20 protein-coding genes are annotated in these 21,496 nt (G+C 58.2%); 12 read left to right on the forward strand and 8 right to left on the reverse strand.

Going from position 1 to position 21,496, the window contains the following annotated elements; genetic code table 11:
* Window positions 1-28 precede the first annotated feature (28 nt).
* The 3 genes from ACESMK_RS02185 to ACESMK_RS02195 all read left to right on the forward strand — a co-directional run bounded on the left by ACESMK_RS02185 (window position 29) and on the right by ACESMK_RS02195 (window position 2,673).
* Window positions 29-1,036 (forward strand): methionine ABC transporter ATP-binding protein, encoded by a 1,008-nt coding sequence (locus tag ACESMK_RS02185; RefSeq protein WP_372994812.1) that lies wholly within the window; start codon window positions 29-31, stop codon window positions 1,034-1,036.
* Window positions 1,036-1,701, forward strand: a complete 666-nt coding sequence (locus ACESMK_RS02190) for a methionine ABC transporter permease (RefSeq protein ID WP_104320885.1) — start codon at window positions 1,036-1,038, stop codon at window positions 1,699-1,701. Before ACESMK_RS02185 ends, ACESMK_RS02190 begins: the two co-directional genes overlap by 1 nt.
* Before the next feature lie 189 nt (window positions 1,702-1,890).
* Window positions 1,891-2,673, forward strand: coding sequence for a MetQ/NlpA family ABC transporter substrate-binding protein (locus tag ACESMK_RS02195; protein ID WP_372994814.1), 783 nt, complete (start codon window positions 1,891-1,893; stop codon window positions 2,671-2,673).
* A gap of 110 nt (window positions 2,674-2,783) precedes the next feature.
* Here the strand turns inward: ACESMK_RS02195 and ACESMK_RS02200 are convergent, their stop codons facing one another.
* Complete coding sequence (locus ACESMK_RS02200; RefSeq protein WP_372994816.1) at window positions 2,784-3,437, reverse strand: peroxiredoxin; 654 nt, start codon at window positions 3,435-3,437, stop codon at window positions 2,784-2,786.
* Between the two features lie 121 nt (window positions 3,438-3,558).
* On the reverse strand, window positions 3,559-4,920 hold the full coding sequence (locus tag ACESMK_RS02205) for an alanine/glycine:cation symporter family protein (protein ID WP_372994818.1): 1,362 nt from the start codon (window positions 4,918-4,920) through the stop codon (window positions 3,559-3,561).
* A gap of 182 nt (window positions 4,921-5,102) precedes the next feature.
* Here ACESMK_RS02205 and ACESMK_RS02210 point away from each other — a divergent pair, with 182 nt between their 5' ends.
* Both ACESMK_RS02210 and fghA read left to right on the forward strand, forming a co-directional pair.
* A complete protein-coding gene (locus ACESMK_RS02210; protein ID WP_372994820.1) occupies window positions 5,103-5,534 on the forward strand; it encodes a CBS domain-containing protein in 432 nt (143 codons plus the stop codon).
* A gap of 30 nt (window positions 5,535-5,564) precedes the next feature.
* Window positions 5,565-6,407: an S-formylglutathione hydrolase gene (fghA, locus tag ACESMK_RS02215; RefSeq protein ID WP_372994822.1), complete on the forward strand. Its 843-nt coding sequence runs from the start codon at window positions 5,565-5,567 to the stop codon at window positions 6,405-6,407.
* A gap of 5 nt (window positions 6,408-6,412) precedes the next feature.
* On the opposite strand, the gene ACESMK_RS02220 is transcribed toward fghA, so the two are convergent.
* Window positions 6,413-7,537 carry an HD-GYP domain-containing protein gene (locus ACESMK_RS02220; protein ID WP_372994824.1) on the reverse strand — a complete coding sequence of 375 codons (1,125 nt, stop codon included), beginning with the start codon at window positions 7,535-7,537 and terminating at the stop codon, window positions 6,413-6,415.
* Between the two features lie 275 nt (window positions 7,538-7,812).
* Here ACESMK_RS02220 and ACESMK_RS02225 point away from each other — a divergent pair, with 275 nt between their 5' ends.
* The gene (locus tag ACESMK_RS02225) at window positions 7,813-8,823 is read left to right on the forward strand and encodes a GGDEF domain-containing protein (RefSeq protein WP_372994826.1); all 1,011 of its coding nucleotides are present in this window, start codon (window positions 7,813-7,815) and stop codon (window positions 8,821-8,823) included.
* Here the strand turns inward: ACESMK_RS02225 and ACESMK_RS02230 are convergent.
* Window positions 8,787-10,208 carry an MATE family efflux transporter gene (locus ACESMK_RS02230; protein WP_372994828.1) on the reverse strand — a complete coding sequence of 474 codons (1,422 nt, stop codon included), beginning with the start codon at window positions 10,206-10,208 and terminating at the stop codon, window positions 8,787-8,789. The two genes, ACESMK_RS02225 and ACESMK_RS02230, sit on opposite strands and share 37 nt — an antisense overlap.
* 85 nt (window positions 10,209-10,293) lie before the next feature.
* Here ACESMK_RS02230 and ACESMK_RS02235 point away from each other — a divergent pair, with 85 nt between their 5' ends.
* The 3 genes from ACESMK_RS02235 to ACESMK_RS02245 all read left to right on the forward strand — a co-directional run bounded on the left by ACESMK_RS02235 (window position 10,294) and on the right by ACESMK_RS02245 (window position 14,462).
* Entirely contained in the window at window positions 10,294-11,166 is an 873-nt protein-coding gene (locus ACESMK_RS02235) for a carboxylate/amino acid/amine transporter (protein WP_372994830.1), read from the forward strand.
* A gap of 157 nt (window positions 11,167-11,323) precedes the next feature.
* Window positions 11,324-12,898 (forward strand): PAS domain-containing methyl-accepting chemotaxis protein, encoded by a 1,575-nt coding sequence (locus ACESMK_RS02240; protein WP_372994832.1) that lies wholly within the window; start codon window positions 11,324-11,326, stop codon window positions 12,896-12,898.
* Window positions 12,899-13,064: 166 nt separating this feature from the next.
* Entirely contained in the window at window positions 13,065-14,462 is a 1,398-nt protein-coding gene (locus ACESMK_RS02245) for a sodium-dependent transporter (RefSeq protein WP_372994834.1), read from the forward strand.
* A gap of 89 nt (window positions 14,463-14,551) precedes the next feature.
* On the opposite strand, the gene ACESMK_RS02250 is transcribed toward ACESMK_RS02245, so the two are convergent.
* The 4 genes from ACESMK_RS02250 to dctP all read right to left on the reverse strand — a co-directional run bounded on the left by ACESMK_RS02250 (window position 14,552) and on the right by dctP (window position 18,225).
* Window positions 14,552-15,136, reverse strand: a complete 585-nt coding sequence (locus ACESMK_RS02250) for a hypothetical protein (protein ID WP_372994836.1) — start codon at window positions 15,134-15,136, stop codon at window positions 14,552-14,554.
* 101 nt (window positions 15,137-15,237) lie between these two features.
* Complete coding sequence (locus ACESMK_RS02255; RefSeq protein WP_372994838.1) at window positions 15,238-16,548, reverse strand: TRAP transporter large permease subunit; 1,311 nt, start codon at window positions 16,546-16,548, stop codon at window positions 15,238-15,240.
* The gene (locus ACESMK_RS02260; RefSeq protein WP_372994840.1) at window positions 16,545-17,093 is read right to left on the reverse strand and encodes a TRAP transporter small permease subunit; all 549 of its coding nucleotides are present in this window, start codon (window positions 17,091-17,093) and stop codon (window positions 16,545-16,547) included. Before ACESMK_RS02260 ends, ACESMK_RS02255 begins: the two co-directional genes overlap by 4 nt.
* An 85-nt stretch (window positions 17,094-17,178) precedes the next feature.
* Window positions 17,179-18,225 (reverse strand): TRAP transporter substrate-binding protein DctP, encoded by a 1,047-nt coding sequence (gene dctP / locus ACESMK_RS02265; RefSeq protein ID WP_372994842.1) that lies wholly within the window; start codon window positions 18,223-18,225, stop codon window positions 17,179-17,181.
* A gap of 436 nt (window positions 18,226-18,661) precedes the next feature.
* On the opposite strand from dctP, the gene ACESMK_RS02270 reads away from it, so the two are divergent.
* From ACESMK_RS02270 to ACESMK_RS02280, 3 genes are all read left to right on the forward strand, one after another.
* The gene (locus tag ACESMK_RS02270) at window positions 18,662-19,102 is read left to right on the forward strand and encodes a PaaI family thioesterase (RefSeq protein WP_372995431.1); all 441 of its coding nucleotides are present in this window, start codon (window positions 18,662-18,664) and stop codon (window positions 19,100-19,102) included.
* Window positions 19,103-19,173: 71 nt separating this feature from the next.
* Window positions 19,174-20,376: an acyl-CoA dehydrogenase family protein gene (locus tag ACESMK_RS02275; RefSeq protein WP_372994844.1), complete on the forward strand. Its 1,203-nt coding sequence runs from the start codon at window positions 19,174-19,176 to the stop codon at window positions 20,374-20,376.
* Window positions 20,377-20,415: 39 nt separating this feature from the next.
* Window positions 20,416-21,480, forward strand: coding sequence for a phosphotransferase (locus tag ACESMK_RS02280; RefSeq protein ID WP_372994846.1), 1,065 nt, complete (start codon window positions 20,416-20,418; stop codon window positions 21,478-21,480).
* Window positions 21,481-21,496: the final 16 nt, after the last annotated feature.

Genomic DNA, 21,496 nt, shown 5'->3' on the forward strand with positions numbered 1-21,496 from the left:
TTAACGCTGCACCCACAAGGCGCTGACCGTGATTGTATTTGACCAGGTACAGAAGTCGTATCAGGTGGGCGGCCGGGCGATCCCCGCGCTGCATCCCACCAATATGACCATTGAAACCGGTGAGGTATTCGGCATCGTTGGCCATTCCGGCGCGGGTAAATCGACGCTGGTACGTCTGATCAACCTGCTGGAACCACCCACCGGCGGCCGCATTCTGATCGACGATGAAAACATCACCGACTACGATGCCGCCGAACTTCGCGCTTTCCGCCGTAAAGTCGGAATGATCTTCCAGCACTTCAATTTGCTGTCGTCGAAAACCGTGGCCGACAACATCGCGTTTCCCATGAAACTGGCGGGTATCTACTCGAAAACCGAAATCCGGGACCGGGTTGAGGAACTGCTGGCCCGTGTCGGCCTCACCGATCACGCCAACAAGTATCCGTCTCAGCTTTCTGGGGGTCAGAAACAGCGGGTAGGCATTGCCCGTGCCCTGGCTTGCAGGCCTACGATCCTGCTCTGCGACGAGGCTACCAGTGCCCTGGACCCGCAAACCACCCAGTCGGTGCTGAAGCTGCTGGCGGACATCAACCGCGAACTGGGCCTGACCATCGTCCTGATCACCCATGAAATGGACGTGGTGCGCCGTGTCTGCGACCGAGTCGCGGTAATGGACGCCGGTGAGGTAGTGGAAATGGGTCCGGTCAGCGAGGTGTTCCTGCACCCGAAGCATCCGACCACCCGGGACTTTGTGTTCGAGAGCGAAAGCATTGATCGTGAGGAGCTTCAGGAAGACCTGAGCAAAGCCGACGGTCGGATCCTGCGCCTGACGTTCAAAGGCGAATCCACCTACAAGCCTTTGCTGGGGAGCGTCGCCCGTGAATCCGGCGTGGATTTCAGCATCCTCTCCGGCCGTATCGACCATATCAAGGATACGCCCTATGGCCAGCTGACCCTGTCACTGGTGGGCGGTGATCTCGATGTCGCCATGCAGGCCCTGAAAGCCGCCGACGTTCACGTGGAGGTGCTGCGCTGATGGAAGCCCTGTTAAGCAATGTAGACTGGACCGAAATTGGCTGGGCCAGCTGGGACACCCTGGTGATGGTGGGTATGTCTTTGCTGTTCAGTGTGCTCATCGGTCTGCCAATTGGTGTCCTGCTGTTCCTCTTCGGCAAACGCCAGCTGCTGGAACAGCCGGTGGCTTATGCGGTGCTGTCGTTCGTAGTGAATGTGCTCCGTTCCGTACCGTTCATCATCCTGCTGATCGTCATGATCCCGTTCACCGTAATGCTCATCGGCACATCCCTGGGCGTTGCCGGTGCAATCCCGCCGCTGGTGGCTGGCGGTGCGCCGTTCTTTGCAAGACTGGTCGAAACCTCCCTCAGGGAAGTGGACCGGGGCATCATCGAAGCGACCCAGGCCATGGGCGCCAGCGTTAAACAGATCATCTTCGGTGCTCTGTTACCGGAAGCGCTTCCCGGCATCATCGCCGGTATCACGGTTACCGCGATTACTCTGGTTTCTTACGCGGCCATGTCCGGCGTTATTGGTGGCGGGGGCCTCGGCGACCTGGCCATCCGCTTTGGCTATCAGCGATTCCAGACCGACGTGATGGTCATTACAGTCGCGCTACTGGTTATTTTTGTCCAAGTCTTACAGATGGTCGGCGACCGTCTGGTTCTGTACTTCAGCAGAAAGTAGAAAAGCTGGATATAGGCCGGTGGGCGGTCGGAACCCCCTTCCGAAAACGTGGAGCGCCAGGGATGGCGCGACCGAGCCCTACAGGGACGTATTCACGGGCGTTTTTCGGAAGGGGGTTCCGACCGACCGCAGGCCGTACTCCCAACCCGAATTCATTCGTTCAAGATGTCCAAACAGGAGTATCGATCTATGAATCTGAAGAAAACACTCGCAGCAGTGGCTGCAGCAGCCACTTTCTCCGGCGCAGTCGCTGCCGAAGAGCTCTCCGTAGCAGCCACACCGGTTCCCCACGCAGAGATCCTGGAATTCGTGAAGCCTCAGCTGGCGGAGCAGGGCGTGGAGCTGGACGTGAAGGTATTCACTGATTATGTCCAGCCGAACATCCAGGTGGACCAGAAGCGGATGGACGCCAACTTCTTCCAGCACCAACCGTACCTGGACGAGTTCAACGACGGCCGTGGTACCAACCTGGTAACCGTAACCGGCGTTCACGTTGAACCGTTTGGCGCCTACTCCAGCAAGATCGATTCGCTGGACGAGCTGAAAGAAGGTGCCGTCGTTGCCATTCCGAACGACCCCACCAACGGTGGCCGTGCACTGCTGTTGCTGCAGAAAGCCGGTCTGATCACCCTGAAGGACGAAAGCAAAATCACCGCAACACCCCGTGATATTGCCGATAACCCGAAAGACCTGGATTTCAAGGAACTGGAAGCAGCCACCCTGCCCCGCATCCTGAACCAGGTGGACCTGGCGCTGATCAACACCAACTATGCGCTGGAAGCCGGTTTGAACCCGTCTGAAGACGCGCTGGTGATCGAGGGCTCCGAGTCACCCTACGTGAACATTCTCGTTGCCCGCCCGGACAACAAGGACAGCGAAGCCATGCAGAAGCTGGCCGAGGCGCTGAAGTCTGATGCGGTTCGTGACTTCATCATGGAAAAGTATGAGGGTGCGGTGGTTCCCGCCTTCTGATCATTGAAGTATCGGGGTCAGATGAACGCGTTCATCTGACCCCAATTTCACAAAAAAGGCCGGACAGCCTATGCTGCCCGGCCTTTTTTATTTGGCTCAGAGGCTGGTGATCAGTCACCGCTCCAGTTGGCTTTCGGGTCCGGTGTCATTCGCAGGTAGGATTTCACGGCCTTGTAGCCTTTCGGGAAGCGCTGCTTGATCTCATCCTCATCCTGCAGGGACGGAACGATGACCACGTCACCGCCGCGCTCCCAGTTGCCCGGTGTGGCAACCTTGTGCTCGTCGGTCAGTTGCAGTGAGTCGATCACTCGCAGAACTTCGTTGAAGTTGCGGCCGGTGCTGGCCGGGTAGGTGATGATCAACCGAACTTTCTTGTTCGGATCAATCACGAACAGAGAGCGCACGGTGAGGCTGCTGTCGGCATTCGGGTGAATCATGTCGTACAGCTGGGACACCTTGCGATCATGGTCGGCGATGATCGGGAAGTTCACCGAGCAACCCTGGGTTTCGTTGATGTCCTTGATCCACTCCTGGTGGGAGTCGACCGGATCGACGCTCAGGGCGATGGCCTTGACGCTGCGCTTGGCGAATTCATCCTTCAGCTTGGCAGTCAGGCCCAGTTCGGTGGTGCAGACCGGGGTGAAATCCGCCGGGTGCGAAAACAGGACACCCCAGCTGTCGCCCAGCCAGTCGTAAAACGAAATTTTCCCTTCACTGGAGTCCTGTTCAAAATCAGGGGCGGTGTCTCCAAGACGTAAAGTCATGTTTACTCTCCTTTGATCATGGTTGTGACAATTTCGTTTGCTGTTCCGGCCCGAAAATCGCGGGCTGTGTTTTGAGTGTATACGACAAACCTTTGTGCCGGATGAAGCAATTACAAGGGGGTCAGACCCCCAGCGATTTTTCTTTCTCGAAGTGCTCTCGGGTGAGCTTGAACACCACCGGGCTGAGCAGCAGCAGAGCGATCAGGTTCGGCAGCGCCATCATGGCATTGAGGGTATCTGCCACCAGCCAGACAAAGCCCAGGTTCAGGGTGGCGCCCACGGGGATGGCGAGTATCCACGCAATCCGGTACGGCACGATGGCTTTTACGCCAAACAGGAACTCGACACAGCGCTCACCATAGAACGACCAGCCCAGAATGGTTGTGAACGCAAAAACGGCCAGGGCAATGGCTACAAGATAGTTGCCAACGCCGGGCAGTGCCTCCTGGAAGGCCATGGACGTCAGGGCCGCACCGGATTCCCCGGAGGTCCAGGTCCCGGAGGTGATAATCACCAGCCCGGTGATGGTGCAGATGATGATGGTATCGATGAAGGTGCCGAGCATCGCAACCATGCCCTGGTTGATCGGGTTCCGGGTTTGCGCGGCCGCATGTGCGATGGGGGCAGAGCCCAGACCGGCCTCGTTGGAGAAGATGCCCCGGGCCACCCCGAAGCGGATTGCGGCCCAGACAGCGGCGCCGGCAAAGCCGCCTTCCGCGGCGATGGGACTGAACGCGTGCTTGAACACCAGGGCAAAGGCTGCAGGAATATCGGTTGCGTTGATGGCGAGCACTACAAGCCCTGCGATCAGGTAGGACACCGCCATCAAGGGCACCAGTGCGCTGGCCACGTGGCCGATCCGGCGGATACCGCCGATCAGGACCATGCCCACCAGAACCATAAGGATCAGGCCGGTTACCCAGTGGGGCAGACCGAAATTGGTTTCCATGACATCAGCCACCGAGTTGGCCTGAACGGTATTACCGATACCGAAACCGGCAATAGCAGCGAATATGGCAAACAGGACCCCGAGCCAGGTCCACTTGCTGCCCAGTCCGTTGCGGATGTAGTACATGGGGCCACCGACGTGAGCGCCGCGCTCATCCACTTCCCGGTAACGTACTGCCAGGACTGCTTCGGAGTACTTGGTGGCCATACCCACCAGGGCCGTGAGCCACATCCAGAACAGGGCGCCAGGGCCCCCGAGGAACACCGCGGTGGCAACGCCGGCGATGTTGCCGGTGCCAACAGTGGCGGACAGCGCCGTCATCAAGGCCTGGAAGGGTGGAATCTCACCTTCGGATTCAGCACCGGCGGCACTGCGGCCTTTCCACATAAGCCGGAAGCCGGCGCCCAGCTTCAGCACCGGCATCAGCTTGAGGCCGAGGCTGAGGAACAGCCCGACACCAAGTATCAGCACCAGCATGGGTGGGCCCCAGACCAGTCCGTTTATCTGACCTACGAATTCAGAAATAGCTTCCATGGGATCTCCCTTTGTATGCCATGGATTGGTTTAAGTTTTTGACCCGGGTTGGGTATAACCGATTGAGTTTAGTCAGATATTGTTCTGTGTAAACCGATAGCGCGGGAAAAGTGGTGGATTCGGGTGTGATTGCCTATGCTCATAGCAAAGGCGACCATCCAACAAGGGGAGGGATTCTGCCCATGCGTTCACTCAAAGTGTCTGATGTCATGTGGAACCACATTGAGCCAATCCGTTGTGGCACCCAGCTCACCAAGGTAGTGAAGACACTGCTTCACAATCACGTGACCGGCCTGCCGGTTGTTGATGAGCACCGACACGTGCTCGGGTTCATTTCCGAGCAGGATTGCATTCACGCCCTGCTGGTGAGCAACTATCACTGCGAGGGCGACCCGATCGTGGATGATGTCATGTTCCGGAAGCCGGTGACCATTTCGCCCGAAATGTCCGTTGTGGATCTCGCCCAGAATCTGGGAGCTGGCAAGCCCAAGGTGTATCCGGTGGTGGACCACGGCAAACTGATTGGTATAGTCACACGTACTGCCATTCTTGCAGAGCTGGCGCGGACCGGTTGCGGGCTGGAACTGCCAAAGTACGCCAGCGCCGAAGACTGATCCACATCCTTTTCAAAGATCGAGGACATTATGGAACTCCTATCCACGAACGTCAGTTTCGAAGGAGAGCACCGCCGTTACCGGCACACCTCCGCTACCCTCGAATGCGACATGGAATTTGCGGTGTATTTGCCGCCAGTGGCCGTGGGCTCCAACCCGAAAAAGGTGCCGGTCCTCTACTGGCTGTCAGGGCTGACCTGTACAGACCAGAACTTCATGCAGAAAGCCGGCGCCCAGAAGCGGGCCGCCAAGCTGGGCATGGCCATTGTGTGTCCGGATACCAGCCCCCGTGGCCTGAACCTGCCGGGCGAAGATGAAAGCTACGATTTCGGGACAGGGGCCGGCTTTTACATCAACGCTACCCAGCAGCCCTGGGCGCCCCATTACCGGATGTACGACTACGTGGTAAAAGAGCTGCCACAGTTGGTCGAGAACGAATTGCCGGTCACCGATAAGCGCTCGGTCAGCGGCCATTCCATGGGTGGCCACGGTGCCCTGATCTGTGCCCTGAAGAATCCGGGCCGCTATGCGTCGGTGTCGGCATTTGCCCCCATTGCCAACCCCACCGAATGCCCCTGGGGCCAGAAAGCGTTCAAAGGGTATCTCGGTGACAATACCCGCAGTTGGGAAGAATGGGATGCCACACTCCTGATTCCGACTGCCCGGGAGCGCCTGCCGCTATTGGTGGATCAGGGAACTGCGGATGAGTTTCTGGATAGCCAACTGAACCCGGATGTGTTGGCGGATGCCTGTGAGAAGTTTCATCATCACATCAATTTGCGCATGCATCGGGGCTATGACCACAGCTATTTCTTCATTGCCTCGTTCATTGATGATCATCTGGACCACCACGCCAAAGCGCTGGGCCTGTAAGAGGATTACGAGCGGAAACCCCAGACCAGGCTGAAGTCCATGGAGGGCATGATTTCCGGCTCTTCGAGAGACTGGATGCCGAAGTCCGGCTCGCTGGTGTCCCGCTCGAAGGTGCCGGTATAGCGGTTGCCGCGGGGACCGAAAATGGCCTTCACGAAGGGCCCCCGGGCCCTTACCGGCCGGCGGGTAACCACGCCTACCTCATTGTTTTCCAGACGTACCAGAATGCCGGGAGGGTACTCCCCCAGAACCTGCAGCAACGCCTTGGGTATGGCTGGGCGGAATTTGCCGTCGGCCAGATTGGCAATCAGCTTCCGGGCGTTGGCCACGTTCATGCGCTGTCGGTAGGCTCGTTTGGTGATCATGGCCACATAGCGTTCTGCCAGGGCCAGAATTTCCGCTTCCGGCCGTATTTCCGTGCCACTGAGCCCTTTTGGATAACCGGTGCCATCGGCCTGCTCGTGATGCTGGGCAATGATGGTCAACAGCAGCTTGTTGTCGATACCTGCCGCCTTGAGGGCCTGAATGCTGCGTTCCGGGTGTTTGCGAATCACCCCCCGCTGCTCATCGTTCAGGACGGTATTCGACGCATTCAGCTTATCGGCAATCGGTACCAGGGCCAGGTTGGCAGTCAGGGCGGCGGCGGTGAGCACGGCCACCCGCTTGTCTTCCAGTCCGAACTGTCGACCGATGAACTGACACAGAATGGCGTAAAACAGAATCTGCTCGTGGATCACTGGCCCGATGGAGTATAGGTGGACCAGCGCCAGGCTGGCTTCCGGGGATTCGGTGCAGGTACGCTCGATCATCCGGGCCAGTCCCAACAGGCGTTTCTGCGCTGCCGGATCCGATTCGGTAATGGCGTTCAGAGTTGCCTCAAGGGAGTGGAGCAGATCCGGGTAGTCGGCAAACGGATTGCGCTCCCGGTTGTCCTCGACGACTTCTTCCTGGGGGCGTTCGATCTTGCGGGGCTTGAACCGGCCCCGCTCGAACAGTTGCTCCAGCTGGGAATTGGTCTGAATTACATAGCCCTGGCGCAGAAGGACGTTGCCGTCTGCATCGTAGACGTTCCAGGGCAGGGGCCGGCCGATGGTCAGTGCGCCGGGTGCAATTCGGACAAGTTCGGTCAAATCAGGTGTCTCGGGTACAGGTTAGTTATGTGGCAAGTGTAACCCTGAATGCCCGTGCGTCTCTACTGGAGTGCCTGGCTCTCTGGCGGTAAAACGGTGTGGTTTTACCGGATTTTACCGCTGTCCCGACTTCTCTTGATAAAAAATGAGCGTGCGTTCACACTTTGTCTGTTCTGATAGGGAATATGTAAAGAATCGTTGCCCCATAACGATCATTCAAGTTGCTTGCGCTATTCTGGAATTCGGAATAGTACTTTCTTGGACGAGAACACCAAATGTTCCATCGCCTTCAGACCGATTTCAGGTTGTCGATCATTACCCTGCTGGGCGCCAGTGCCATACTGGGCATTACGCCCTTTGCCGCCATGCGCTTTTTGCAGGGCAATACCCTTGCGGGTGTTGTCGATACGGCCATTCTTCTTGGCATCCTGGCAACCCTGGTTTACGCCTGGGTAACAGGTGACACCCGAAGAAGCGGCCTTGTGCTGGCGGTTATTGCCTGCAGCGGAGCGGTGGCTGTTGGTGCCGTTGTCGGGGAACCGGGGCTGTTCTGGTTATACCCCTGCCTGGTGACCACGTTCTTCCTGGCCAATCCCCGTATCGCCGTATTTCTGAACGTTGCTTCCGTCGTTGCCTTGATGGTCCACGGCGGTGCCTTCCGCTCTGACGTCCAGATGTGGTCGTTCGCCTCAACCGCATTTGTGGTCAGCGCCTGCGCCTACGTATTTGCCCACAGGAATCACGATCAACGGGAACGTCTGGAGCACCTGGCAACCATTGATCCGCTGACCGGCATCAAGAACCGGCGTTCCATGGATCAGGAGCTGGACCTGGCCGCATCGGATGCCGAGCGTACCGGGTTGCCCTATGCCCTGGTTCTGCTGGATATCGATCATTTCAAGAAGATCAACGATGAGCATGGCCATGGTGTGGGCGATGAGGTTCTGACCAATCTTGTTGCCCTGCTGAAACAGAATACGCGCAAGTCAGACCAGCTGTTCCGCTATGGCGGTGAAGAGTTTGTATTGTTATTGCCGGGCGTCGATGGCGTTGGCCTGAAAGCGGTGATGAACAATTTGCAGCAGGTTCTGCGCAAATACATGAGGCACCCGGGCGGTTCCGTGACTGCCTCGTTCGGTGTTGCATTGCTCCGGCACGGCGAAAGTGTCGATAGCTGGCTCGCTCGGGCGGACACTGCGCTTTATGAAGCCAAGGAAACGGGGCGGGACCGGATCGTGTTTGCGGACCCTCACCGGGCCCCGGAACCGGTCGCAGGTACTGCCTGATCGCCCTCTGGTGCGTAGAGGAAGAGTCTCCAGCCCAGCAGAATGCTGGCTGATGCCAGACCGCCGGTCAGGCCCACCCAGAAGCCGGCGGCTCCCATGGCCGGCACCAGCCAGTCCGTGAAGGTCAGCAGATACCCCAGTGGCATACCGACGCCCCAGAATGAAAACAGCATGATGAACATCGGAATGCGGGTATCCTTGTAGCCCCGCAATGCGCTGATGCAGGTGACCTGGATAACATCGGCAATCTGGAACAGTGCCGCGAACATCAGGAGCCTGACGGTAACCGCCTGAACGTCGCGGTCGCTGGTATAAAGTGATGCGATCTCCCGTGAGAATACGAACAGCAACACTGCGAAGACCAGCGCTGTAGCGGCTGCGAGAATCAGCGAGCTGCGAGAGATCAGGCGTGCAGTGGCCGGCGCCCTCGCCCCCATCAGGAAACTGACCCGCAGTGTTAATGCCATACCGATGCTCAACGGCAGCATGAACAGTAACGACACCACGTTCAGGGCGATCTGATGGCCCGCCACCACAACCGGGCCAAGCGGCGCCAGGAACAGGGCGATCACCGAGAACAAGCTGGCCTCCACGAAAATGGTGAAGCCAATCGGCACGCCGATGCCGAGTATGTAACGAATGCCCGCAAGGTCCGGCTTTACCCAATCAGAAATCAGATGAAACTGACGGTAAACCCGGCTGCGGTTCAGATACACCAGCAAGGCTGCTGCCGCGACACCATTGGATATGGATGTCGCCCAGCCGCAACCGACCCCGCCCATGGCGGGCAACCCCAGCTTGCCGTAAATGAAGATGTAGTTCATGGGCAGGTTGATCAGTGTGCTGAGAACAGAAAATGCCATGATCACACGGGTGTGTCCGAGACCATCGGTCAAGCCCCGAAGCGCTGTGATAAGAAGCAGCGCCGGTATGCCCCAGGCAAAGGCATCCAGGTAGCCCTGGGTAATGCGTGCTGTGTTGGCCTCCAGGTTCAGAAGCGCCAGTACCGGATGCACATGGGTAAGCAGTAGAATCATGATGACGGACCCGGCGGCAGCAAGATACAGGCCCTGCCAGGTGGCGGGCATGATTTTCTCAACCTCCCGGGCACCGTTGTAACCGGAAATGATGGGTTGCAAGGCCCCCAGCATACCCATGAAAAACAGGAACAGGGGCATCCAGAGGCTGCTGCCGATTCCCACCGCCGCCAGATCTTCGGCACTGGCGTGACCGGCCATGATGGTATCGATTACACCATTGGCCATCTGGGCCACCTGGGCGATCAGAATCGGCCCACCCAGGATGGCGAGGGTTCGCCATTCCGTCAGGGTTCTGGCAACCAGCGGCTGTCGGGTCTCCGGTAAAGGCTGGTGGATTTCATCCATGGGGTTTTATCCGGTGGTTCTGCACTGCAAGTTTCTCCCAAAACCGTTAAAGTACGCGCCTTGATCACAACAGATGGCAGTGGCGATGGGACTTCTGGTTTTTGTTACCGTTCTGTGGGCGTTTTCATTCAGCCTGATCGGCGAATTTCTGGCCGGCCAGGTGGACAGCGATTTTGCGGTACTCAGTCGTGTTCTGCTCGGTGCTCTGGTATTCCTGCCGTTCACCCGCTGGCGTGGTGTGGCGTCCGGACAGAAACTGGGCATTCTGGTCACCGGCATGTTGCAGTTCGGTATTACCTATCTGTGCCTCTACCGGTCCTTCAGCTATCTGACCGTCCCGGAAGTGCTGCTGTTCACCATTTTCACCCCACTGTACGTGACCCTGCTGGATGACGCCCTGTTCCGGCGGTTCTCGCCAATTGCGCTTCTGGCCGCAGCCATCGCTACCATCGGGGCGGGTATCATACGCTACGACGGGCTCAGTGAGGACTTCATTACCGGCTTTCTGTTGCTCCAGGTGGCGAATTTTACCTTTGCGGCCGGTCAGGTGGGTTACAAGCATGTGATGCAACACTACCCGACCGAATTGCCGGCCTACCGGACATTTGGCTATTTCTTTTTTGGCGCCCTGATCATCGCCCTGCCATCCTTCCTGATTTTCGGCAATGCCGACAAACTACCCACCACCCCTGTGCAGTGGGGCATCCTGGCGTGGCTGGGGCTTGCTGCCTCCGGCCTGGGTCTGTTCCTGTGGAATCGTGGTGCCTGTGTGGTTGATGCCGGCACCCTGGCCATCATGAACAATGCGCTGGTGCCGGCGGGCCTGATCGTGAACCTGCTGATCTGGAACCGCGATGCCGACCTGCTGAGGCTGACAATCGGGGGCGGCGTGATTGCCTTCTCCCTCTGGGTCAACGCGCGTTTCCATCCCCGGGCCCGGCTGGCGGTTTCAGCATAAGTATAAATAGCTACTCGAACTAAGGTTATTCGAATCTGTGCCGTTACACTCCTACACGCAGGGTAACTTTTGACGAATATCAATGATTGTCGTCAGAGGCTACTCTTGTGCGCCTGTTTCTATTTCCGTAGTCAGCTCTGAATAATAAGGTTTGTGTATGCGCAAAAATCTCCCGGTCACCCAGCGTGAAGTCAAAATGCGGAAAGGCGGGCGCTTGATTACCACCACGAACCTGAAAGGGGTGATTACCTACTGCAACGAAGAATTTGTGGAGATCAGCGGGTTCTCCCGGGAAGAGCTGATTGGCCAGGCCCACAACCTTATCCGCCATCCGGACATGCCCCAGGCCGTGTTCAAGGATATGTGGGACTATCTGAAAGCCGGCAAGGCGTGGATGGGTGTGGTCAAGAACCGTGCAAAGAGCGGCGATCACTACTGGGTCAGCGCCTATGTGACGCCCATTCGCGAGAATGGTCAGATGGTGGGCTTCGAATCGGTACGGGTCGAACCAACCCGTGACCAGATCGCACGGGCCGAGAGGCTTTACGGCAAGATCTCTGCGGGCAGAATGACTTCATCCTTCAGCAACCGCGCCCTGTCGATGCTGCGTTCCGGTTGGCCGTTCCTGGTGTCCCTGGTGCTGAGTCTTGGCGCGCTGCAGATCAATCAACCCTGGTTGGCGGCAGCCCTGATCATCGTCGGGCACGCTCTGGGTTTTGGCCTGGTGTTCCGTTCCCTGGCGGCCCGTTTGCGCGCGTTGCTGGACCTGCGGCCGGATGCCTTCCGCGATCCGATTGTTGCCCGCACCTACAGTGACGAGCGCGGACTGTTCTCGCAGCTGTCGTTGTTGCTGGTCAGTGAAGAGGCTCGGGTTCGCACCGCTCTGGCGCGGATTGATGACCAGGCGGAACTGCTCTATGAGCAGGCCAGGGCTTCCCATCAGTACATCAGCGAAGGGGCGTCTGCTATTGCTCGTCAGCGGGCAGAGACCGATCAGACCGCCTCTGCCATCAATGAAATGACCGCGTCGATCCAGGAAGTGGCCGAGTCGGTCACCAGCAATGCCCGGGAAGCCGAGGAAGCCAACCGTCTGGCGGATGTTGGCAGTGACCGCAGTGCCGAGGCACTGGTGGCCATTGAGGAGCTGGTTACCCGCGTAAACGGCATTGGCGCCACCATCAGCAAGTTGGGTGAGTCCACCAACAGCATTGGTGAAGCGGCCAACCTGATTTCAGAGATAGCCGAACAGACCAATCTGCTGGCACTGAACGCGGCCATTGAAGCGGCCCGCGCGGGAGAACAGGGTCGTGGCTTTGCCGTGGTGGCGGACGAAGTGCGCTCCCTCGCCCGCCGCACGCGGGAATCCACCGTGCGCATCCAGAACGTCATCGATGACTTCCGCCAGCAGGTGGACTCGGCGGTTCAGGCAACCCGGGACGGCGAGGCCGTAGCCGGTCAGGGGCTTGAGAAGGTGCGGGAAGCCGAGAACTCCCTCAAGGATATCGTAACGTCCATCCAGACCATTTCCGACAGCTTTATCAGCATGTCTGCGGCCTTTGAAGAGCAGAGCCAGGTGTCGGACGAGATCAATCGCCAGATTACCAACATCGCCGAACTGGCCGACCACAGTGATGCCCAGGCTGATTCTGCAAAACAGAGCAGTGACCGACTCAGCACCATGTCCCGTGGCCTGAAAGACCTGGTCACCCGGTTTATCAGCAAAAACGGCTAGTTAGCTTTCCCTTCCTTCCCCGCCTTCCGGATCCACCCGGTTCCGGAGGGCCCCGGCACTGGCATCGCCGCGCCAGTGCTGGCAGAATCCTGCCCCAATTGTCCCGGCAACGCCGTGGCTTTCCCTTTTTACAGACATTCCTCAGCCAAAAGCACAGGAACACAACATGACTCAGTCCAACTCGGTTTCGGGTAACGGTGCAGGGGCCGCCCGCGGTCTCTGGTCTTCCCGGTTGGCGTTTATTCTGGCGGCAACCGGTTCTGCCGTTGGTCTCGGTAATATCTGGAAGTTTCCCTACGTTACCGGCGAGAACGGCGGCGGTGCCTTCGTACTGGTTTACCTGCTCTGTATCGCAGTGATCGGTATTCCCATCATGATGGCGGAAGTGTTTATCGGCCGGAACGGTCGTCATAACCCGATCACCAGTATGCGCCTGGTGGCAGAGCGCAACCTCAGTGCCCCGGGCTGGCGCATTTCTGCCATCATCGGGATGATCGCGGCCTTCGTGATCCTCTCCTTCTATTCGGTGATTGGTGGCTGGGCCGCGTCCTATGTAGGACATGCCGCCATGGGTGATTTTACCGGCGGCACCGCGGATTCCATTGGCGAGCTATTCGGCGGCCTGCTGGCCAGCCCCGGCCAACTGCTGCTGTGGCATACCCTCTTTATGGCGCTGGTTATCCTGGTGGTTTCCCAGGGACTGAAAGGTGGTCTGGAGCGGGCTGTCACCATCCTGATGCCGGCGCTGTTCATTCTGCTGCTGGTGGCGGTAGGCTATGCCACCACCACTGGCCACTTCGGTGAGGCGGTCAGCTTCCTGTTCACGCCGGATTTTGGCGCCCTGACTATTAACGGAGTTCTGATCGCCCTTGGCCACGCCTTCTTCACCCTGAGTCTGGGTATGGCCATCATGATGGCCTATGGGTCTTACCTTGGTAGCGATGTCTCCATCGGTCGCACGGCGGTCAGCGTGGCAATCATGGATACTGTAGTTGCGCTGCTGGCTGGACTGGCCATCTTCCCGGTGGTGTTTGCCAATGGCCTGGAAGCCGGCGCCGGCCCCGGGCTGATCTTCCAGACCCTGCCGCTCGCTTTCGGCAACATGCCCATGGGCGGCCTGTTCGGCACTCTGTTCTTCATCCTGCTGCTGTTTGCTGCCTGGACTTCCGGTATTTCCCTGCTGGAACCGGTGGTTGAATGGGTGGAAGAAAAAACCAGCTTCGCCCGCACCGGCAGTGCCATCCTCGTGGGTGTGCTCTGCTGGGGCCTGGGTATTGCTTCAATCCTGTCGCTCAACGTCTGGGCCGATGTGGCTCCGCTGGCCATGTTCGAGCGCTTTGAAGGCAAGACCATCTTCGACCTGCTGGACTTCTTTACCGCAAACGTACTGCTGCCGCTTTCCGGCTTGCTGACGGCGGTGTTCGTCGGCTGGTTTGTGGCGAAAGAATCGCTGAAAACCGATCTGGCCCTTCAGGGTGGAGCCTTCACCCTGTGGTACAACCTGATCCGGTTTGTTACGCCCATCGCGGTTGCGATTGTGTTTGTATACAACCTGATAGCGTGATGGCCCTCAGACCGGCCTGACCTCGGGTAGTGCAGAAAAAGCCCGGCGGGTGACTCCGTCGGGCTTTTGTTTTCCAGGCATTTATGGTTTCAGTAGTTGCCAGCTTCCCTCAGAGCATCGACATGGGGGCGCACCGCGTCCACATCTGCGGGCGGTGCATTGCTGGCTGTCTCCATCGCGCCCATGGCTCCCTCCATCATCGCCCGCATCTGGGCCTTCTGCTCGGCGGTCATATTGGGATTGTTTTCAATCTCGGCCATGGCGGCGTCCATCTCCTGGCGGGCTGCCGGATTTTGCTGTTCCATCTCGATGGCCATCCAGGCCTGAAAGATCCGGTCGCCGGTGGCAGCCCATTCTTCAAGGCTCTTGAAACCGTGGTCCTGTACCAGGTCTTCAAGCTTGCCATAGGCCTGGTGACCCTCCAGCTCGCTCAGTGAATCAGAGAGCATGCTTGAAAAGTCTGGCATTGAGCCGCCATTGGGCGAGTCCATTTCATTGCCAAGATCCTCAAATTCGGAACTTAGTTGCTCTGCGGCCTTCAAGCTATCGATGAACGATGAGATCGTCTGGTTGGACAGGCCCTGGGCCTGTGTGCCCGCAGAAAACAGTGCGAGCAGAGTGAACAGTGTAGTGAGCACTGCAGTCTGGATTGATGCAGATAATGGGCCGTGCATAAACGTCTCTCCTTGTGTTGGGTCCCGGGTTCCTTATGCCGGGAGCCCTATGAGAGTAGCGCTTAGAAAGATTCACTGGCAAATTCTTGGCGGAGTCAGGTTCAGAAAAACAGATCCGGCAGCCAAGTGGCAATCTCCGGGAAGATCATGATCAGAATGATGCCGATGATCTCCACAATTACAAAGGGAATGATCGACTTGTAGATATCTTTCATGGTGATCGACGGCGGCACGATGCCCTTCAGGTAGAACAGGTTGAAGCCGAAGGGTGGCGTCATGTAGCCGATTTCCATGTTGATCACGAACAGGATGCCGAACCAGATCGGATCGAAGCCCAGGGATTCCACGATCGGCATGAATACCGGCAGGGTGATCAGCATGATGCCCACCGGGTCCAGCACCATGGCGAGCAGGAACACGATCACCATCATGGCGATAATGATGCCCCAGGGGCCACCGGGAACCATGTTCATCAATCCCTCGATCAGTTCCTGGGCGCCCATGCTTTGGTAGGCCGCACTGAAGGCGTGGGCAGCGAACAGGATCCACATGATCATGCCGGTGAGCTTGAAGGTGCGGATGGCGGCTTCTTTCAGAATGTGCCACTTGAACTGCTTGTAGACCGCGGCCGAGATCAGGGCGCCGAAGACGCCCATGGCTGCGGCTTCAGTCGGAGTGGTGATGCCGCCAATGATGGAGCCCAGCACCATGACCACAACACCGATTGGCAGCAGCACCGCACGCAGCGCCCGGAATTTCTCAGGCCAGGTGCCCCGTTCCTCCTTCGGCAGGGCGGGTGCCAGTTCCGGTTGCAGATGGCAGCGAACAATGATGTAGATGGCGGTCAGGACCATCAGCAGGATGCCGGGCATGATGCCGGCAGCGAACATCTTGCCCACGGAAACGCCGGTGATCAGCGCGTAGAGAATCATCAGGATGCTGGGCGGAATCAGGATGCCCCAGCCTCCACCAGTGTTGATGACCCCCAGGGCCATGTTCTTGTCGTAGCCCCGCTCAAGCATGGATGGCAGGGCAATGGTGCCCATGGCGACCACGGCCGCACCGCTGATACCGACCATGGCGGCGAATACGGCGCAGATGCCCAGGGTGCCCAGGGCGAGGCCGCCCCTCAGGCCGCCACACCAAAGATGCATCATCCGGTACAGATCCCGGGCCACGCCAGTGCGCTCCAGAATCATGGCCATGAAGACAAACAGTGGAATGGCGACCAGGGTGAAGCTTTCCATGGTGCCCCAGATCTGTGAGGCCACCATATAGAAGGAATCGAATCCCCAGGTGAAGTACAGGAAGACCACCGAAACGCCGCCCAGAACAAATGCCAGGGGCAGGCCAAGCAGCAGGAAAAACAGCAGGGCACCGAAGAACAGAAGGGTCAGGGCTTCAATGCTCACAGCTGATCTCCTTCAGATCCGGACTCTTGAGGCGTGTAGTAGTCCAGGTTGAAAGCCACGGCGATGTCTTCGAGCAGTTTTACCAGCCCCTGCAGAACAAGCAGCGCGGTACCAACAGGAATGGCCAGCTTTACCGGCCAGATAGGCGGGTTCCAGGCTGAGTAGGAGGTTTCCCAGCTGGAAATGGACTCCTGCGCCATATCGATCCCGAACCACAGCAGGGCAAGCGTAAAAATGAAGAACACCAGTGATGTGACAATGTCCAGGGCTGCCCGCTTCCGGGGTTTCAGATGCGAGTGCAGCAGGTCCACATTGACGTGGCCACGATGAGCCATGATGTAACCGCCGGACATGACCGCGTAGACACCAAACAGCATCTGGGTCAGTTCATTGGTCCAGACAGTGGGGGAGTTGAACAAATACCGGAACCCGACCTCAAGCAGCAGGAACGCGAACATCGCGAAAATCAGAAGGGCTACCCACCGGCCGATGAAATCATTGAGACGGGTAACCCCTCTCATGAATGCGCCGATCATCACACTCATGGCACTCTCCCACGGGATGTTGGTTTGGTTCCGGGACAGAAAGGCCGGAGTCAAGGACCCCGGCCCTGTTCAGAGCAATGGCGGATCAGAGGTAACCCAGGTCGGCCAGATAGCTCTTCAGCATGTCGAGCGCTTTCCTGGCATTTTCGCTGCGCTTGCCTTCTTCATCCCACATGGCCTGGGCCGTGGCGACCAGCTTGTCCTGTACTTCATCCGGCAGGACATTAAGTTCCACGCCTTGCTCCTCGATAGCCTTGGCCAGGGTAATGCGCTCCTTGTACTGGTACTCGTTGGTGCGGACCCAGAACTGCTCGTCCAGCGCATTCTTGACGATTTCCTGCATGTCCTCCGGTAATTTGTCCATCGCCTTCTGGCTGACGATGATCACATCGGTGCCGGCAATGTTCAGGGCGGGCTGGACATGGTATTTGGCTACTTCATACAGGCCCATGCTGAAGGCGCCCTGGGCCGCGCCCCAATGGGCACCGTCAACAATGCCGGAATCCAGGGCGGAATAGAGTTCGCTGCCCGGGATGTAGGAAGCGGCAGCGCCGGCTTCGGTCAGGAAGGTTTGCAGGGCGCCGGAAGACCGGATCTTCAGGCTGGTGAAGTCCTCCCAGCTTTCGATGGGCTTCTTGACGACCATTTCCGTCGGATAAACCTTGTCAGTGGCCCAGTAAACGCCGTGCTCGGCGGCTTCATCACGCAGCATCTGCTCGAAGCCCATGTTCTGGTGGAAGTAGGCAGCTTCCCAGACATTACGGAAAGCGAAAGGCAGGCCGGAAGCGATGCCAGCCAGGGAAATCTTGTCCTGGGCATAGGACGGAGAGATCGTTCCCATTTCCAGGATGCCGCGGCTGACCGCGTTGAAGGTTTCCTTGGCTTTGAACAAGGCACCGGCTTCGTAGAGCTGCAGCTTGAGGCGGCCGTCGGTACGTTCTTCCAGGACCCGTTTGATTCGGCCCACGCTGTCTGTGTATGAGCTGCTAGAGCCCGGGAAGTGGGACTGGAGTTTCCAGGTAAAAGAGTCCTGGGCTGCAACGGGCGCTGCTGATAGCGCGGCGGTAATACCAAGGGTAAGGGCTGACGCATATACCGTCAGAGTCTTGCGAGCAGTAGCAAAGAGTTTCATGAGCGTGCCTCGTTCATTGTTGTAGTGGCTTTGCTTTGTGTTTCACTGTGCAGAACTAATAACTGCAGGGTGAATTTTATTCTCTGAATCTATCACAACATTGGTGCTTTGCAATAGGATGTTTGTCGTTCGAACTTGTAGTCGGTCTCATCGTAAAGGTAGTTCATAAGACTGGTTCCTACCGACCCCCCCGGACATGCAGTATCAGCGCCTGACGCCTACTCACTAGGGGTATTCAGCCGCAATGATAACCAGAAAGTTCGGCCCGCTACTCGTTGTCTTTTTCATTTTTATGCGTCCTTGGTCAATCCAGTTTTACTAGATGAAACCATCTTTCAAATATATTGACTCAAAACCGTAAGGCGTGACAAATTACGAAAACCACAGGATGACAAATACAACGCGAGGCCCCTGGCCCACCTGGAACGAGCGTCTGATGAATGAGGAAAACCGCCACATTACCCAAGGGCAGAATCTGCCGGGCTTCCACAGTCTGCTTGGCTACCGCCAGGCGTCCTGGGAAGAAAACGAAGCGGTCATCGAGCTTGAGCTTCGGCCCGGGCATCTGAACCTGGGCGGCGTGATCCATGGCGGGGTGCTGACCTCCCTGCTGGACATTGCCATGGCGCAAGCGGGCACTTACTGCCCGTATCCAGGCAGAATGCGCAAGGCCATCACCCTGTCCCTCACCACCACGTTTACCGGCCAGTGTTCGGAAGGTGTGATCCGGGTAACCGGACGCAAACGCGCCGGTGGCAGCCGGATCTTCAACAGCACGGGCGAGGTACATGACGATCAGGGCAACCTTCTGGCCATTGCCGAAGCCACGTTCCGCATTCGCTCCGGCAGCGAAAAGCCGGAGGGCGTGCCGATCTGAAAGGCGCAGTCTGAACAGGTGATTGCCGGTTTTATGGCAGTCACGACACAAAACAAAAAGAGGAAACGGCAATGTTCGAGCTGTCTGACAGAGCGAAACAGCTGCAGTCTGAGTTAAACGAGTTTATGGCTGCCCACATCTATCCGAATGAAGAAACCCACCATCGACAGATCGAAGATGCCGAGGACCGCTGGGCGCCGGTGCCCATTATTGAAGAGCTGAAGCAGAAGGCAAGAGCCGCCGGTCTGTGGAACCTGTTCCTGCCTGACAGCGAATTCGGCGCGGGCCTCAGCAACTTCGAGTACGCCCACCTCTGCGAAATCATGGGCCGCTCCGCCATGGCCCCCGAGGTGTTCAACTGCTCCGCGCCGGATACCGGCAACATGGAGACCATTGCACGGTATGGGAGTAAAGAGCAGCAGGACCAATGGCTGAAGCCCCTTCTGAATGGCGAGATCCGATCCTGCTTCTCCATGACCGAGCCGGACGTAGCCTCTTCCGACGCCACCAACATTGCCTGCGAGATCCGCCGTGAGGGCGACGAATACATCGTCAACGGCCGCAAGTGGTGGTCCTCCGGCGCCATGACCCGGAACTCGAAGATCGCCATCGTGATGGGCAAGACCGACCCAACTGCCGAGAAACACAAGCAGCAGTCCATGATCCTGGTGCCCCTGGACGCTCCCGGCGTGAAGATGATCCGCCCCCTGCACGTGTTTGGCTACGACCACGCCCCTCACGGCCATGCCGAAATCCATTACGACAATGTACGGGTGCCAGCCAGCAATATGCTGCTGGGGGAAGGCCGTGGTTTCGAGATTGCCCAGGGCCGTCTTGGGCCGGGCCGAATCCATCATTGCATGCGCACCATCGGCGTGGCCGAACGGGCATTGGAGCTTATGTGCAAGCGCGCCAACGCCCGGGAGGCCTTTGGCCGGAAGCTGTCGGAGTTTGATTCGATCCGCAAGGACATCGCCCGCAGCCGTATGGAGATCGAGCAGGCCCGCCTGATGACTCTGAAAGCCGCGCACATGATGGACACCGTCGGCAACAAGGTAGCCCGCCAGGAAATCGCCATGATCAAGGTGATTGCCCCGAGTATGGCGCTGAATGTGATCGACCGCGCCATTCAGGTACACGGCGGCGCCGGCGTTTCCCAGGACACCTTCCTGGCCGAAGCCTGGGCCAAAGTAAGGACATTGCGGCTGGCGGACGGGCCGGATGAGGTGCATATGGATGCCGTCGCCAAGATGGAGCTTCGGCAGTATCGCTGAATCGAAAACCGCCGCCACAGAAATGAAGGCCTAAGCGTTATGACAACAAGTCCGGAACTGGTCGATGTCCTCCCGGCCCACACATTTGACGAGTCCCGATTGCTGGAGTGGCTTCAGCACTCGCTGCCGGGATTTGGTCGCCGAATGGAGGTCAGGCAATTCCAGGGTGGCCAGTCCAACCCCACGTTCCTGCTGGACACCGACAGTGGTCGGTATGTTCTTCGCAAGAAGCCGCCCGGCAAAACGCTCCCCTCGGCTCACATGGTCGAGCGGGAATACAAGGTCATGCGCGCGCTGGGTGAACATACAGACGTGCCGGTGCCCAACGTCAGGGTGCTGTGTGAAGACGCCGATGTGATTGGCACGCCCTTCTACGTGATGAACTTTCTGGACGGGCGGATCATCACCCATTCGGCGTTGAGGGATATGAAACGTCGCGACCGGATGGCCGCTTACCACTCAGCCGTCGATACCCTTGCAGCGCTGCATTCGGTGGACGCAAACGCCGTTGGTCTGGGTGATTTTGGTCGGCCGGAGGGCTACGTGGCCCGCCAGGTGGCTCGTTGGAGCAAACAGTACCTGGCCTCGAAAACCGATGACTTGCCGGCCATGGATAAACTCATGGCCTGGTTGCCCGAGCATCTGCCAGCGAGGGATGAAACGGCTATCGCCCACGGCGATTATCGTTTCGGCAACCTGATGCTGGCACCGGATCGCCCGGAGGTGATCGCGATTCTGGACTGGGAGCTCTCCACCCTGGGCCACCCGCTGGCGGATCTGGCCTATTTCTGCCTGCCCTTCTACTTGCCTGCCGATATGGAGGGCATGCGCGGATTACAAGGTGAAAACCTGGAGGCGCTGGGTCTTCCGGACGAGCAGGCTATTATCCGCCGCTACTGCGAGAAGACGGGCCGAAAAGGCATCGAGGACTGGCACGTGTTCCTGGCGTTCTCATTATTCCGTCTCGCGGCCATCCTGCAGGGAGTCTACAAGCGGGCTCTGGATGGCAATGCCGCCAATGCCAACGCCCTGGAGGTGGGCAAGCGAGCAAGCCTGCTGGCGGACACTGGCTGGAAGATTGCCTGCGAAGGTGCGAAGCCCTGAGATATCAGATTCACCG

It is taken from the genome of Marinobacter sp. (genome assembly GCF_041687235.1).
GTDB lineage: Bacteria > Pseudomonadota > Gammaproteobacteria > Pseudomonadales > Oleiphilaceae > Marinobacter.

Bases quoted from the DNA above. Each gene is read 5' to 3' on its own strand.
- dctP (WP_372994842.1), bottom strand. From the start codon at position 18,225: ATGAAACTCTTTGCTACTGCTCGCAAGACTCTGACGGTATATGCGTCA.
- ACESMK_RS02240 (WP_372994832.1), top strand. From the start codon at position 11,324: ATGCGCAAAAATCTCCCGGTCACCCAGCGTGAAGTCAAAATGCGGAAA.
- ACESMK_RS02230 (WP_372994828.1), bottom strand. From the start codon at position 10,208: ATGGATGAAATCCACCAGCCTTTACCGGAGACCCGACAGCCGCTGGTT.
- ACESMK_RS02250 (WP_372994836.1), bottom strand. From the start codon at position 15,136: ATGCACGGCCCATTATCTGCATCAATCCAGACTGCAGTGCTCACTACA.
- ACESMK_RS02225 (WP_372994826.1), top strand. From the start codon at position 7,813: ATGTTCCATCGCCTTCAGACCGATTTCAGGTTGTCGATCATTACCCTG.
- ACESMK_RS02270 (WP_372995431.1), top strand. From the start codon at position 18,662: ATGAATGAGGAAAACCGCCACATTACCCAAGGGCAGAATCTGCCGGGC.
- ACESMK_RS02280 (WP_372994846.1), top strand. From the start codon at position 20,416: ATGACAACAAGTCCGGAACTGGTCGATGTCCTCCCGGCCCACACATTT.
- ACESMK_RS02190 (WP_104320885.1), top strand. From the start codon at position 1,036: ATGGAAGCCCTGTTAAGCAATGTAGACTGGACCGAAATTGGCTGGGCC.
- fghA (WP_372994822.1), top strand. From the start codon at position 5,565: ATGGAACTCCTATCCACGAACGTCAGTTTCGAAGGAGAGCACCGCCGT.
- ACESMK_RS02275 (WP_372994844.1), top strand. From the start codon at position 19,174: ATGTTCGAGCTGTCTGACAGAGCGAAACAGCTGCAGTCTGAGTTAAAC.
- ACESMK_RS02210 (WP_372994820.1), top strand. From the start codon at position 5,103: ATGCGTTCACTCAAAGTGTCTGATGTCATGTGGAACCACATTGAGCCA.
- ACESMK_RS02260 (WP_372994840.1), bottom strand. From the start codon at position 17,093: ATGAGTGTGATGATCGGCGCATTCATGAGAGGGGTTACCCGTCTCAAT.
- ACESMK_RS02245 (WP_372994834.1), top strand. From the start codon at position 13,065: ATGACTCAGTCCAACTCGGTTTCGGGTAACGGTGCAGGGGCCGCCCGC.
- ACESMK_RS02235 (WP_372994830.1), top strand. From the start codon at position 10,294: ATGGGACTTCTGGTTTTTGTTACCGTTCTGTGGGCGTTTTCATTCAGC.
- ACESMK_RS02205 (WP_372994818.1), bottom strand. From the start codon at position 4,920: ATGGAAGCTATTTCTGAATTCGTAGGTCAGATAAACGGACTGGTCTGG.
- ACESMK_RS02200 (WP_372994816.1), bottom strand. From the start codon at position 3,437: ATGACTTTACGTCTTGGAGACACCGCCCCTGATTTTGAACAGGACTCC.
- ACESMK_RS02195 (WP_372994814.1), top strand. From the start codon at position 1,891: ATGAATCTGAAGAAAACACTCGCAGCAGTGGCTGCAGCAGCCACTTTC.